This window comes from Pantoea sp. YU22 (genome assembly GCF_003970755.1).
Taxonomy (GTDB): domain Bacteria; phylum Pseudomonadota; class Gammaproteobacteria; order Enterobacterales; family Enterobacteriaceae; genus Pantoea; species Pantoea piersonii.
Map to the genome: position 1 here is coordinate 56,236 of NZ_RYDU01000006.1, position 15,019 is coordinate 71,254.

Sequence of the window (15,019 nt, forward strand, 5' to 3'; positions counted from 1 at the left end):
TCTGTGGTGCTAAACGGCATACGCTGACGCAGAGCCAGCGCGGCGGCGGCGCGTAAACGCAGGGCCTTTAATCTCAGAAAGTTATACGGGTTTTCTCACTTTATTTACTCTTCAGGTTGCCGCTTTGCTTTTTTCTTTTTCTTCAATTACTTGTGAGAAGACAGCGCGGGGTTATACTTCGATCAGCAGTGATTGCTCACTGAAAATAACAACCTTCTATTTCCTTTTCTCTGCGTGCGGGATAACGCTTTTACTGCGGCCAGGCCTGGCCAGTCGCGATCAGCTTTATTTCCAGACACGGAATTCACAACAGCAACGTTGACCTCATTAGCTGTTCCATCCTGATTGCTATGCCGGGGAGTCCCCTGCCTGCGCGACAGCATGGACTCTTTTTATCCTGAATTTTAAACAGGAGGATACGATGTTGCCTTTTTCTAGCTTCTGGCAGGCCGGGTACGAAGGCGCCGACCATATTAATACGGCAGGCCAGCGACTGGTCATGGATGCTCTGACCGACCATCAAACGCAGTTCCGCAGCGACTACGCCGCTTTACAGCAGTTTGGCATTCGCACCGTACGCGAGAGCATCGGCTGGCGTCAGGCGGAAGAGGATCCTGAACAGACTTACGCCATCGTGCGGGCCAAAATGCAGGCGGCGCAAGAGTTGGGCATACAGATCAACTGGACGTTTTGTCACTACGGCTGGCCGGACGATCTTGATCTCTTTGCCGACGATTTTATCCCGCGCTTTGCAGATTTTTGCCAGCGCTTCGCCGCCTTCCTGGCGCCGTGGTATAGCTCTCCGCCGGTCTATTCGCCGATGAATGAGATCTCTTTTCTCAGTTGGGGACTCTCGGTCGGGCTGTTCGGCAACCATCGCGATGCGGAGCCGGATGCCATTAAACGCCAGCTGGTGCGCGCGACGATAGCGGGCTGCGATGCGATCTGGCTGGCCGATCCGCGGGCGCGCTTTCTTCATTGCGATCCCATTATCTATCTGGTTCCCGATGAAGAGAGCGAAGCCTGTTACCAGCGCACCGCCGATCTTAACGCCTCACAGTTTCAGGCCTGGGATATGTTGGTCGGCAAGCGCGAGCCTGAACTGGGCGGCGCGCCTCGCTATCTCGATATCGTTGGCGCTAACTACTATCACGCTAACCAGTGGGAAACGAACTCTAATCAGCGGCTGGCGTGGCATCTGGGTGATGGACGAAGAATGCCGCTGCATAAGATGCTGACAACTTTAGCGCAGCGCTATCAGCGACCGGTATTGCTGGCGGAGACCAGCCATGTCGGCAGCGGACGTCCCGCCTGGATGACGCATATCGCCGCGCAGATCGCTCAGGCGCAGCTTGCTGGCTGCGACATCCTCGGCGTCTGTATCTACCCCATTATTGAAAGTCCTCTCTGGGAAGATCCCCATCACTGGCCGCGCAGCGGACTCTGGGACATCGCCCCTGATTTTACGCGTCTGTTACACCAGCCTACCGCCGCAGCGTTGCGGCAATCACAACGTTCGCTACACCGGTTTCATGCCCTTTTGTCACCGGTCAGCGCGCCACAGGAGTTCCATATGAAACAGTCCGTTTTGGTGGTATTTAGTCATCTTCGCTGGGGTTTTGTCTTTCAACGTCCACAGCATTTACTGTCGCGTCTTGCACAGCATCATCGCGTGCTGTTTATTGAAGAGCCGGTTTATCGGCCTGGCGAGGCAGGTTTGCAGCTCAGCTCTCCTGCGCCCAACGTCACCGTAATTGAACCGCATACCGACGTTGACGCGCCGGGCTTTCACGACAGCCAAATCGCCGTATTGCAGCCTCTGCTCGCCACGTTGCTGGATAAAGATGAACAGCCGCTGGTGTGGTTCAATACGCCGATGGCGCTGCCGCTGCTGGCTTGCTTCAATCCCAGCGCCATTATTTATGACTGCATGGATGAACTTTCCGCCTTTCAGATGGCGCCGCGCCAGCTACAACAGCGCGAGTCCGCGCTGCTGAGCCGCGCCGATGTGGTCTTTACCGGCGGCACCAGCCTGTATGAAGCGAAAAAGCACCGCCACCAAAACGTTTACTGTTTCCCCAGCAGCGTTGATGCTGCCCATTTCGAGCAGGCGCTCGATCGCAGCAACGGTCATCCGCTGCAGGAAAATCTGCCCGGACCGCGACTGGGCTATTACGGCGTGATTGATGAGCGTATGGATGTCACGCTGATTGGCGCGCTGGCCGATGCCCATCCCGAATGGCAAATCGCAATGGTCGGCCCGGTAGTGAAGATCGATCCCGCCAGCCTGCCGCAGCGTCCCAATCTGCACTGGTTCGGTCAGCAGCCTTATGAAGCGCTGCCCCATTTCCTGGCCGGATGGGACGTCTGCCTGATGCCTTTTGCGCTGAACGCCTCTACCCGCTTTATCAGCCCGACCAAAGTGCTGGAGTATATGGCGGCGCAGTTGCCGATTGTGAGTACGGCGGTGCCGGATGTAGTGCGCCATTTTAGCGACGTGGTCAGCATTGCTGATACCACGCAGGGCTTTATTCAGGCGTGCGAAAAAGCCTTACAGCTGAGCGAGCAACAGCGTCGCGAACAGGCGGCGCAGATGGCGGCGATTATCGCCGATACGTCCTGGGACCATACGGCTGAGCAGATGCAGACGCATATCGCGGCATTGCGCGACAGGTTCGTCCAGCCCGCTGCCGCCGCTAAAGTGCCGGAGACGGCTGAAGGCGTACGCGCGGTAACGTTGCGTCCGATGGAGTGTTTAATTCTTGGCGCGGGGCCGACCGGCCTGAGCGCCGGCTATCACTATGGCGAAGGCGCGGTCGTGCTGGAGAAAAATGAAAAGCCTGGCGGCTGGTGCCGCTCAATTGAAGATAAAGGTTTTACCTTCGATTACGCTGGCCACATTATGTTCTCTAACGATCCTTATGTGCTTCAGCTCTATGACAAACTGCTTGGCGATAACCTGCACTGGCAGACGCGCGAAGCCTGGGTCTACAGCCACGATGTGTTTACGCGCTATCCCTTCCAGTCAGCGCTGCATGGCCTGCCGGCAGAGGTGATCGGCGAGTGCGTGCTGGGCGCGATTGAAGCCCGTTACGGTGTCACGGGAACGCAGGAGGCGGCACCGCTGAGCGCGGTACGCCAGGCGGCGAATACAGAATGTCGCGACTGCTGCGCCGACGGCGTGCTCGGCGCTGAAGCGACAGAACCTGCGGGTGCTGATGAAACGGGAGAGGATTTTGAAAACTTTATCTTCCGTACCTGGGGAAGAGGCATCGCTCACCATTTTGCCGTTCCTTACAACCGCAAACTGTGGAAAACGCCGCTCGCCGATATGGAGACCTCCTGGCTTGGCGGCCGCGTTCCGTTACCCGATCTTCAACAGATCATCTCCGGCGCACTGGCGCCGCTGGATAAGCCGGTCGGCCCCAATGCCCGTTTTGGCTATCCTAAACGCGGCGGTTTTCAGGCGCTGATGAATGGTTTCCTGCCGCATCTCTCCTGTGCGCTTGAGACACATTCAGAGATTGCTGAAATCCAGCCGCAAACCCGCAGCGTGACCCTGAAAGATGGCCGCCATTACCATTACGATCAGATGATCAGCACCCTGCCGCTCCCTGAGCTGGTGCGCCTGATGGGCAATCGCGCGCCGGAAGCGGTGCAGAAAGCCGCCTCGCTGCTGCGCCACGTTTCAGTACGCTGCGTCAATCTGGGAATTGGCCGCGCCGATCTGAGCGATAAGCACTGGATCTACTACCCTGGCGATACCCTGTTCCACCGGATTTTCCTGCAGGGCAATGCCAGTCCAGAGTGTAATCCGCCAGGCGGTTTCGGCCTGACGTGCGAAATCACCTATCGCGCCGATCAGCCTCTGCCTTATGAGGGCGACGCGCTGATTCAGCGCTGCATTGACGACTGCATACGCGTCGGCATCATTCGCGAAGATGATGTGATTGTCACGGCCAATGAAGTCGATATGCCTTACGCTTATGTGGTGTACGATCATCAGCGTAAAGCGAACGTGGCGCTGATCCGTAACTGGCTGGCGGCGCAGGGCATCCACCTTTCCGGTCGCTACAGCGAATGGGAATATTACAACTCTGACCACGCTTTCCTCGCGGGCAAACGTGCGGCCGAAACGGTGAAATCATTACTGACGAACCGTAAAACTACGGCGTAATAACAGCCGGGCGCCGGACATAATTGTCGGGCGCCCGGTTGTCTCCGCAACACCCTACCTGTTTTAACTTCCTGGCTTTATATAATAGACATTATATAAAGTTATATAGCGGCTTGCGGTTATTTTATGTACGGCAAAATGGCAACGCTACGCTAATTCTGCAGTACTCTTCCCCTGCTTTTCCTACAGAATTCACGTAGCGCGATCGATTTATATTTTGATTAATTATTGTGCCTGGATGGGTTAATTAGTCACCATGACGCTCTTTTCTTGCTGTCGCATCCTGTGCTCCGCCACAAATGTAAACTTTCGCGCTCCGCCTTTATGCTATTTTTTTGCATTAAGCCAATGATCTGCCAGTAGTCGATTACACTTTGTGATTCGGGGCAGTTATTACATGGAAATGAGGTATTCATGAGTCAACTCTTTAGCGCAACGCACATTGGTAAGCTGGCACTGGAAAACCGCATTGTTATTGCGCCCATGTGTCAGTACTCCGCGAGCGAAGGTAAAGCCACCGCATGGCATCGCATTCATCTTGGGCAGCTGGCGCTTTCCGGCGCGGGGCTGCTGATTATTGAGGCCACCGCCGTTGAGGCAATCGGCCGTATCACGCCGGGCGACCTTGGCCTGTGGGACAATGACACAGAAGCGGCTTTACGCAGCGTCCTTGAAGATGTCCGTGCCTATTCGCCGGTCCCTGTTGGTATCCAGCTGGGGCACGCTGGCCGCAAAGCTTCGTGCGCGGCGCCATGGCAAGGCGGTCATCAGCTTGCGCTTGATCAGGGCGGCTGGGAAACCGTAGCGCCTTCTGCGGAAGCCTTTCATGATGGCGAACGCCCGCCGGTGTCGCTGAATCGCGACGACCTGGCGCGTATTAAACAGAAGTTCGTCGAGAGCGCTAAGCGCGCCGAAAGACTGGGGATTGAACTCATTGAACTGCACGCCGCGCATGGCTACTTGCTGCATCAGTTCCTGTCGCCACTGAGCAACCATCGCGAAGATCACTATGGCGGCTCGCTGGAAAATCGTATGCGTTTCCCGCTGGAAGTTTTCCGCGCGGTGCGTGAAGCGGTCTCTGATTCCATTGCGGTCGGCGTGCGCATATCTGCCACCGACTGGGTAGAAGGCGGCTGGGATAATAATCAGTCGATTGAATTCAGTAAGCAGATTGAGGCAGCAGGCGGCGATTACGTGCACGTATCGAGCGGCGGCCTTGCGCCTCAGCAGTCGATTACGGTCGGTCCGGGCTATCAGCTGCCGTTTGCGCGCGACATCCGTAAAGAGGTCAATATTCCGGTCATCGCCGTTGGCCTGATTACCGAACCGAAACACGCGGAAGCGGTGTTGCAGGAAGGCACTGCCGATCTGGTGGCGCTGGCGCGCGCGGTACTTTACGATCCGCGCTGGCCATGGCATGCCGCTGCCGAGCTGGGCGACCAGGCGAGCGCGCCGCCGCAATATCTGCGTTCAGAGCCGCATGGCTTAAAAGGCACGTTAAAAGCTAACCGCTAACAGGCTGCCGGCCCTGTTTTCAGGGCCGGTTTATTCGCTTCTGTCTCTGGCTCTCAGTATCATTAATATGAAGACTTAAGGTTTCACTAAGCTGCAAAGTGTAAAACTCTACTCAGTTACTGAGGAGAGTAAAATGAAATCTGTTTTGTCTTTTAAACGCGACGAATACCTGGCGCTGCTGATCGCTTTTTTAAGTGTAATAAGCTACTTAGCTATCTGGTTCAGAAGTTAGCTTTTCTCGTGACGTTGTCACGTCATCTCGCCGCTTTACTCTTCATATTCCGTCAGGCTCAGCCATGCGCGTAAGTATTTAATCGAAATAACAGATGTGCTGAGCGCTAATTCAATACGAATTCAAACCGCTGCCTGACGAAATCCGAATGCCCTTTCATTATTTTTTTCCCTCGTGAAATAAAACCTACCCGTTTTATCGTTTCTACGCATCAGCCCAGCCAAAGGCATTACCGGTACCGATTAAATTAAATAAGACGATTGCCTGCCATAAAACAGACGCAGTAGCGTAGCCGCGATTAACCATCAGCAAAGGCGGGGCCCGATCTTTTCTGATGCCGGATGCGCCAGTAAAGATTCAACCGAATGAGATAAAATAGTTCGTTTTAATTGGCTATTCATGTAAAAAGAAGGTCAAAGCCGCACCCCGTCATATAGCTCCAAATAAGAATTCACGTTAATCATTTAAGTAATTAAATATTCTTTCCTTGCGGCAAAATAAGGTTTAATGCAGTTTTTATTGAGCGATATCACAATTACCGCTCCCGCTTGCGCTGGACTCCCTTTCCCCTGGCTGTTAATTTCATAGGGTTTCGGGGTTGTTACTGACAACAGGCAAAACCTGAGAGGCTTGTGACAGCAACGCTGTAATAAGTTCTCTCAGGTTTTTTTTGCGTTTTATTAAATCTTGAACCATTGCGGATATAAATATGAAATATCAGGCGCTCGCGCAGGACATACTCAGCCATGTCGGCGGGAAAGAGAATATTCACAGTCTGGTACACTGCGCCACCCGACTGCGCTTCAAACTTAACGACAGCAGTCAGGCGGACGCGGAAAAACTTAAAGCCAATCCAGGCGTGATTATGGTAGTCGAAAGCGGCGGACAGTTTCAGGTAGTGGTTGGCAGTCATGTTCATGATGTCTACACCGCGATCTGTCAGGAGGCGGGACTGAATGACGAAAAGCGCGCCGCGCCGCAGCAGAGCAAGGAAAAGCAGACGCTGCTGGCAACCTTTATCGATGTGGTTTCCGGTATATTCACCCCCTTTCTCGGCGTAATGGCGGCCTGCGGTATTCTGAAAGGCTTTCTCGCGCTTTGCCAGGCGGCAGGATGGCTGACCGACAGCAGCGGCACCTGGCAAATATTATTCGCTACGGCTGACGCGCTGTTTTACTTTTTACCGCTGGTGCTCGGCTATACCGCCGGGAAAAAGTTTGGCGGCAATCCCTTTGTGACCCTGATTATCGGCGGCGCGCTGGTTCACCCCAATATACAGGCCGCTTTCCAGGCGGCGGAGACAGGCGAAACCTTTACCTTTCTCGGGGTGCCGATCGTTTTTATTAATTACGCCTCTTCGGTCATCCCGGTCATTTGCTCCGCCTGGTTTTGCTGCTGGCTGGAGCGTCAGTGCGACAGGATCATGCCCGCGTCGGTGAAAAGCTTCTTTACGCCATTGATCTGTCTTGCCGTTACCGTTCCCCTGACCTTTCTGGCTATCGGGCCGCTGGCGACCACGCTGAGCGAACTGCTGGCGGATGGCTTCCAGCTTGTCTATCAATCCGTGCCCTGGCTCGCAGGCGGTATCCTCGGCGCGGTGTGGCAGGTCTGCGTGATATTTGGCGTACACTGGGGACTGATCCCGCTCATGATGAACAACATGGCAGTGATGGGACAGGATCCCATGATGGCGATTCTGCTGCCTGCCGTTTTCGGGCAGGTCGGCGCAGCCCTGGGCGTCTTCCTGAAAACCCGCGATGCGCGCCTGAAGACGCTGGCGGGCTCCAGCGCTATTTCAGGCGTGTTTGGCATTACCGAGCCCGCGGTATATGGCGTTACGCTGCCTAACCGTCGCCCCTTTATTTTCGGCTGCATCGGCGGCGCGCTTGGCGGCGCTATCATCGCGTTAAGCCATAGCCAGGTTTACTCGTTCGGACTGGCGAGTATTTTTACCCTTGCGCAGATCATCCCCTCAACCGGGATCGATAACTCTGTCTGGGGCGCTATCGGCGGCACCGCTCTTTCCCTGATTTTAGCCTGCCTGCTGACAGTAATAGCAGGCTTACCACAGCCACAGCGCGCCGACTAAGCGCTGCGACAAAAGGAGACGTCAATGAAGACTCAGTTCCCGGATGATTTTTTATGGGGAGGCGCGCTGGCAGCCAATCAGGTTGAAGGTGCCTGGCGGGAAGATGGCAAAGGGTTGTCGACTTCCGACATGTTGCCTGAGGGTATTTTCGGCCAGGTTGTAGAACGAAGGCCTGGCGACTTTTCCATTAAAGATATCGCTATCGACTTTTATCATCGTTATCCCAACGATATTTCGCTGTTTCGTGAGATGGGCTTTACCTGCCTGCGCGTCTCTGTCGCCTGGTCGCGCATCTTCCCGCAGGGCGATGAACTGGAGCCGAACGAGGCGGGACTGGCCTGGTACGATAAGCTGTTTGACGAACTGGCACGTCACGGCATTCAGCCACTCGTGACGCTGTCACACTATGAAATGCCCTGGGGTCTGGTGCAGAACTATGGCGGCTGGGGTAATCGAAAGCTTATCGCCTTTTTTGAGCGCTATGCGCGTACCGTTTTTACGCGCTATCGCAGCAAGGTGAAACTGTGGCTGACCTTCAATGAAATCAATATGTCGCTGCATGCGCCGTTAACGGGCGTGGGCCTACAAGGCGACTGCACGAAGGGAGATATTTATCAGGCTATTCATCATCAGCTGGTCGCCAGCGGTCTGGCGGTCAAGGCGTGTCATGAGCTTATTCCGGATGCGCGCATCGGCAATATGCTGCTTGGCGGCTTAATCTATCCCCTTACCTGTAAACCTGAAGATGTGTTTGCAGCCCTGCAGGAGAATCGACGCTGGCAGTTTTTCGGCGACGTGCAGTGTCGCGGCCGCTATCCTGGCTATATAAAGCGCGACTTTCGCGAACAGGGCATTGAGCTGCAGACCGAGCCGGCGGACTTTGACGCGCTGCGCCATACGGTCGATTTCATCTCATTCAGCTATTACATGTCTGGATGCGCGACGGCCAATGTGAGCCAGGCTGAGAAGCTGCGCGGCAATATTCTTGATATGGTGCCCAATCCGCACCTTGAGAGTTCAGAATGGGGCTGGCAGATCGATCCGATCGGATTGCGCACGCTGCTTAACACGCTGTGGGATCGCTATCAGAAACCACTTTTTATCGTTGAGAACGGCCTGGGCGCGCAGGATAAGCCCGACGCCGATGGCCAGATAAACGACGACTATCGTATCCGCTACATTAACGATCACCTGGTGCAGGTCTGGGAAGCGATTAATGATGGTGTTGAGGTGATGGGTTATACCTACTGGGGCCCTATCGATCTGATTAGCGCCTCAAAGGCGGAGGTCGCTAAGCGATACGGGTTTATCTACGTGGATCTCAATCAGGATGGCTCAGGCACGCTGAAGCGCAGCCGTAAAAAGAGTTTCTACTGGTATCGCGACGTCATTAACAATCGTGGCGCGACGTTAAAACGCTAACCAAAAAAAGCCCTGCATTTGCAGGGCTTTCGCGTTTAGCTTTTACGACAGGAAGTGAGAATATCATCTTCCGCTTTATAGACTTTTGTCGCTGTGCCGGTCAGCCCCAGCATGGTGGAGAAGAGATTATCCTGCGAGAAGTTATCTTCCGCCGCCAGCTTATCGAGGCAGCTCTTATTCACGCCATAGCGCTGCTGGTAATCCGGCGACAGCCAGATCAGCATGGGCACGTGCTTCTGTACCTCCGGCGCGATGGCGTAAGGCATACCGTGTAAATAGGTGCCGTTCTCGCCCAGCGATTCGCCATGGTCGGAGAGATAAACCAGGCTGGTGGTGAACTTATCCTGATGCGACTGCAGCAGCTTGATCGCCTTATCGACAATATAATCGACATACAGCAAGGTATTATCGTAGGTATTCACCAGCTGCTGCTGCGAACAATCCTGAATCTGGTTTGTGTCGCAGGTTGGCGTAAAACGGCGGAACTGCGGCGGATAACGATTGTAGTAAGTGGGGCCGTGGCTGCCGATAGTATGCAGAACGATAACGCCATTGCCCTGTAGCTGATCGATATAATCCTCCAGCCCGTGAAACAGCACGTCGTCGTAACATTCGCCCTTAATACACATCCCCGCCAGGTTCAGGCTGGAGACATCCTGATGCGGCACGCGATCGCAGGCGCCCTTACAGCCGCCGTCGTTATCGTTCCACAAGACTTTGATACCGGCACGCTGGATCACATCCAGCAGACCTTCCTGATGACCGGCCAGCACATCATCATAATGCGCGCGCGGCATACCGGAAAACATACAGGGAACCGAAACCGCCGTTGCCGTACCGCAGGATGCGGTATGCGGGAAATACGTAACGTCATCTTTTTTCAACAGCGGATTGGTTTCACGCTGATAGCCTGACAGAGAAAAATCCGCCGCCCGCGACGTTTCACCGACGATCAAAATGGTCAGGTTCTTTTTGCCGTTTTGCATCGCTGGCGACAGGTGCGCATCTTCGCCGATTTTAACCAGCGGCAGATTGAGATCCCGGTTGTGCCTGTACCAGGAGATGGTCGCGACAACGGAGTTTGACGGGCTGAGCGATTTCACCAGCTCTTTCTGATTGCGGAACAGCGAGGCGTAATCCTTATAGAACAACGACGCCACCAGCAGGATAAAAATAACCGACGCCGCCACGCTGATAAGGCGATAGACCGCGCTTTTCCAGAAAGGCCTTGTAGGACGCACGCGAACCCAGAAAACCACGCCCGCCATCACCACGCCGGAGAGCAGCAGCGTAATCACCAGCTGCGGCGTCATCAGGGCGAAACTTTCTGACGGCGTGGTGTCGAGAATATTAACCAGCATTGACCGATCAATAATCACCCCATAATTCCAGATGAAATATTGCGCGGCTGCGGAGACCAGAATAAACAGCGCCAGGAGCGGCCGATCGAGCCACAAAAAAGAGGCGATGGTCACCACAATATTAATGACGGAAACCGCCACCAGCGGCATAGAGAGAAAGACCAGCCAGTTGCGAACGCTATCAAGCGGCAAGGCGGCAATAACCTGGTGATAAAAAGCCAGGTTAAGAAATACGGCGATATAAAACGAAAAGAGCAACAGAAAAGAGAGCCGATTTAGCGTCGGTCTTTTATTGAGCGGGAAAAACATGCTTGCAGTCCATCTGTTTACAGGAGAAAGCAGCATGCCCTGTTAACTTTAGGGAAACCTTAAGCCGCCTTAATCAGAGCACGCGCTATCATTTTACCGGCTGCAAAGCGCGTTAAGATTGTCAGCCGCTTTGCTCAATGCCTCAGGAGAAGAGATGACCACGCTGCGTTTACTGCTTTCAGAATCAAACGATCCCTGGTTTAACCTCGCCGTAGAGGAGTGCATTTACCGGCAGATGCCCGCTACGCAAAAGGTGTTATTTCTCTGGCGCAATGCTGAAACCGTGGTTATCGGGCGGGCGCAAAATCCCTGGAAAGAGTGCAACACGCGGCGCATGGCGCAGGATGGCATTAAGCTGGCGCGGCGCAGCAGCGGTGGCGGCGCGGTGTTTCACGATTTAGGCAACGCCTGTTTTACTTTTATGGCGGGCAAGCCGGAGTACGATAAAAGCGTGTCGACCGGCATTATTTTGCGCGCGCTGAGCGCGCTGGGAATCGAAGCGGAGGCGTCGGGACGCAACGATATCGTCGTGACGCGCGGCGGCGAGGTGCGGAAAATTTCCGGTTCCGCCTATCATGAAACGCCCGACCGCGGCTTTCACCACGGCACTTTTTTGATCGATGCCGATTTATCGCGGCTGGCGAATTATCTCAACCCGGACATCAAAAAGCTGCAAACCAAAGGCATTACCTCGGTGCGCTCGCGCGTGGCGAACCTGACCGAACTCTCGCCAGATATCAATTATGCCGTCATATGTGACGCTGTCACCGAAGCTTTCTTCGACTATTATCAGGCACGCTGCCAGCCGGAACGCATATCGCCGCATGCGCTGCCCGATCTGCCTGGTTTTGCCGAACAGTTTGCGCGGCAGAGCAGCTGGGAGTGGAACTTTGGCCAGTCGCCCGACTTTACTCACCTGCTTGATACGCGTTTTGCCTGGGGCGGCGTAGAGATCCACTTTGATGTCGAACGCGGCGTAATAAGCCGCTGCCAGATTTTTACCGACAGCCTTAACCCTACACCGCTGGAAGCGCTGGAGACCGGACTTCAGGGTGTCGCCTATCGCCCGGATGCGCTGGCCGCCGCGGTCGCGCGACTGCAAACGGCATTTCCCGCTCAGTATGACGAGCTGGCGCAGCTGGAAAAGTGGTTAGCCGCCAGCGTCAGCTAGGACGCGAACGGACCGGGCGCCACCGATTCGCGTAGCGACAGGCTGGCGGCAAAAGCCTCCGCCTCGTGCCACGAGCCGCCATCCAGCATGGCTAACAGCCGGGCAATCGCCTCCTGAATCATGTCGGTAACGGGAATGCGGACGCTGGAAAGCGCAGGAACGATATAGGGTGCCAGGGGGATATCATCGAAGCCCAGCACTGACACCTGCTTTGGTACCGCAATATTCGCCGTCGTCAGATGCCTGATAGCGCCGATCGCCATCTCATCGTTGCTGGCGACCAGCGCGCTAAAGGCGCAGCCGCTGTTGATTAGGGCGGCTGTCGCCTGCGCGCCGCTCTGCGCATGCCATTTCCCTTCTGCGATCAACGCCTCGCGTAGCGGTATGCCGCGCTCATGCAGCGCCGCTTTATACCCGGCAAGGCGCTCTGCCCCGGTTGGCGAATCGAGCGAGCCGGTAATAAAGCCGATATCGCGATGGCCAAGATCGATTAACGCTTTTACCGCCATCGCGCTGATCTGCTTTTGATCGGCATAAATACAGTAGCTGTGATGCTGTCGTAACCGTCGGTTTACTACCAGCACCGGCTGTTTGCGCTGCGCGATAATCTCGTCCATTTCGTCAACGGTAAGAAAGCGCGGATAGATAATGATGCCGTCGCAGCGAAGATCGAGCAGAAAGTCGATTGCCGCACGCTCCTGCGCTGCGCTGTGTTTGCCGTCGGCCAGGATCAGCTGACGGCCCTGCTGCTCCAGCATGCGGGCGGAATGGGACATCAGCTCGGAGAAGTAGTTGCCGCTGTAAAGCGTGTTGGTCACCACCAGGCCAATGGTCTGGGTCGATTTTACCGACAGATTGCGCGCCAGCAAATTAGGCCGGAAATCGGTTTCGGCCACCGCCTGCATCACCTTTTCCCGCGTCTCATGGCTGACATAGCCGTTGCCCGACAGCACCCTGGAAACCGTCGCCTTAGAGACGCCCGCCCTTTTCGCGACCTCAAGTATGGTGGCCATAAATTTTCCCTTCTCCCTCAATCAGCTGTGCAGTCTACTCAACCTCAGACGCGCCTAGATAAGCATAAACCTGGAAAGTGACGCCAGTCACGGTTTGAAAAATAACCGCTTCCGCCATCTTGTTATCAATTTTGCAACTGTTCATGATTTTGTGAAACCGGTTTCCTATGGCGTCTTATGTCGCCATCGTGAATCAGCGCACAATCTGTCCCTACAACAGCCAGCCGCCGGTAAAACACTCTACCCATAACAACAGAGACGCAAAACCATGCCTAATCCCTATGCAGAAGTCTCTCGCGCCATCGTGCAGTCGCTGGGCGGAATGCAGAATATCGAATCCGTCACCCACTGCATGACCCGCTTACGTTTTGTTATAAAAGATCGCGCGCAAGTCGACAGCGCCGCGCTCAAAGCGCTGCCCGGCGTGATGGGCGTGGTCGATAACGATACGCAGTGTCAGGTCATTATCGGCAACAACGTTGGCAAAGCCTATCAGGCGATCCTGGCGCTCGGCACGCCTGAGGCGTCTGGCGGCGCGGTGGTAAAACGCAAAATTACCCTGAGAAGTATCGGCGCGGGCATTCTCGACGCGCTGGTCGGCACCATGTCACCGCTGATTCCGGCCATTATCGGCGGCTCGATGGTGAAGCTGCTGGCGATGGTGCTGGAGATGAGCGGCGTTCTGCCGAAAGGCTCCTCTACGCTGACTATCCTGACGGTCATTGGCGACGGCGCGTTTTTCTTCCTGCCGGTCATGGTCGCCGCGTCGGCCTCAATCAAGTTCAAAACCAATATGTCGCTGGCGATCGCGATCGCGGGCGTGCTGCTGCATCCCGGTTTTATCGATCTGATGGCGAAAGCGGCGCAGGGCCAGGCGGTTGACTTCGCCTCGATTCCCGTCACGCCGGTGAAATACACCTACACGGTGATCCCGGCGCTGGTGATGACCTGGATCCTGTCCCATATCGAGCGCATCGTTGATCGCATTACGCCAGCGGTAACGAAAAACTTCCTGAAACCGATGCTGATTGTGCTGATCGCCGCGCCGATCGCCATCCTGCTGATTGGCCCGCTGGGCATCTGGATCGGCAGCGGCATTTCGGCCGTGGTCTATACCGTACACGGCTATCTTGGCTGGCTTTCGGTGGCGATTATGGGCGCCATCTGGCCGCTGCTGGTAATGACCGGCATGCACCGCGTTTTTACGCCGACCATTATTCAGACCATCGCCGAGAGCGGCAAAGAGGGTATGGTGATGCCGTCGGAAATCGGTGCCAACCTGTCGCTGGGCGGCTCCTCGCTGGCGGTCGCCTTCAAAACCAAAAACCGCGAGCTGCGCCAGACCGCCCTCGCCGCCGCGGCCTCCGCTATCGTCGCTGGCATCTCCGAACCGGCGCTTTACGGCGTGGCGGTACGCCTGAAGCGTCCGCTGGTCGCCTGCCTGATTAGTGGCTTTATCTGCGGCGCGGTGGCGGGCGTCGGCGGGCTGGCCAGCCACTCGATGGCGTCGCCGGGACTCTTTACCAGCGTGCAGTTCTTCGATCCCGCTAACCCCATGAGCATCGTCTGGGTGGTGGCGGTGATGGCGCTCTCTGTGGTGCTCTCATTTATTCTGACTCTGATTTTAGGCTTTGAAGATATCCCGGAAAGCGCGCCCGAGGCCAGCGCCTCGCCCGCAAAGGCGGAATCGATCGAGCCCGTTAAGGCAGCCGTTCATCATTGAGGTAATT

Annotated in this window: 7 protein-coding genes and 1 pseudogene; 6 read left to right on the forward strand and 2 right to left on the reverse strand. The window is 55.5% G+C overall.

Features of this window, described 5'->3' with window-relative positions; genetic code table 11:
* Positions 1–421: 421 nt before the first annotated feature.
* The 4 genes and pseudogenes from EKL29_RS10905 (at position 422) to EKL29_RS10920 (ending at position 9,435) form a co-directional block, all read left to right on the forward strand.
* Positions 422–4,177 (forward strand): FAD-dependent oxidoreductase, encoded by a 3,756-nt coding sequence (locus EKL29_RS10905; RefSeq protein ID WP_126689669.1) that lies wholly within the window; start codon positions 422–424, stop codon positions 4,175–4,177.
* A gap of 414 nt (positions 4,178–4,591) precedes the next feature.
* The gene (locus EKL29_RS10910) at positions 4,592–5,692 is read left to right on the forward strand and encodes an NADH:flavin oxidoreductase/NADH oxidase (protein WP_126689670.1); all 1,101 of its coding nucleotides are present in this window, start codon (positions 4,592–4,594) and stop codon (positions 5,690–5,692) included.
* Positions 5,693–6,633: 941 nt separating this feature from the next.
* Positions 6,634–7,995, forward strand: a pseudogene (locus EKL29_RS10915) (PTS transporter subunit EIIC); the annotation flags it as partial.
* A 42-nt stretch (positions 7,996–8,037) separates the two neighbouring features.
* Positions 8,038–9,435 carry a glycoside hydrolase family 1 protein gene (locus tag EKL29_RS10920; protein ID WP_126689672.1) on the forward strand — a complete coding sequence of 466 codons (1,398 nt, stop codon included), beginning with the start codon at positions 8,038–8,040 and terminating at the stop codon, positions 9,433–9,435.
* Between the two features lie 35 nt (positions 9,436–9,470).
* Here the strand turns inward: EKL29_RS10920 and eptA are convergent, their stop codons facing one another.
* Positions 9,471–11,105 (reverse strand): phosphoethanolamine transferase EptA, encoded by a 1,635-nt coding sequence (gene eptA, locus EKL29_RS10925; RefSeq protein WP_120456318.1) that lies wholly within the window; start codon positions 11,103–11,105, stop codon positions 9,471–9,473.
* A 154-nt stretch (positions 11,106–11,259) separates the two neighbouring features.
* On the opposite strand from eptA, the gene EKL29_RS10930 reads away from it, so the two are divergent.
* On the forward strand, positions 11,260–12,276 hold the full coding sequence (locus EKL29_RS10930) for a lipoate--protein ligase A (RefSeq protein WP_126689673.1): 1,017 nt from the start codon (positions 11,260–11,262) through the stop codon (positions 12,274–12,276).
* Here EKL29_RS10930 and EKL29_RS10935 read toward each other — a convergent pair.
* Positions 12,273–13,289, reverse strand: a complete 1,017-nt coding sequence (locus EKL29_RS10935) for a LacI family DNA-binding transcriptional regulator (protein WP_126689674.1) — start codon at positions 13,287–13,289, stop codon at positions 12,273–12,275. The two genes, EKL29_RS10930 and EKL29_RS10935, sit on opposite strands and share 4 nt — an antisense overlap.
* A gap of 268 nt (positions 13,290–13,557) precedes the next feature.
* Between EKL29_RS10935 and ascF the strand changes: the two genes are divergently transcribed.
* A complete protein-coding gene (gene ascF / locus EKL29_RS10940; RefSeq protein WP_126689675.1) occupies positions 13,558–15,012 on the forward strand; it encodes a PTS cellobiose/arbutin/salicin transporter subunit IIBC in 1,455 nt (484 codons plus the stop codon).
* Positions 15,013–15,019: the final 7 nt, after the last annotated feature.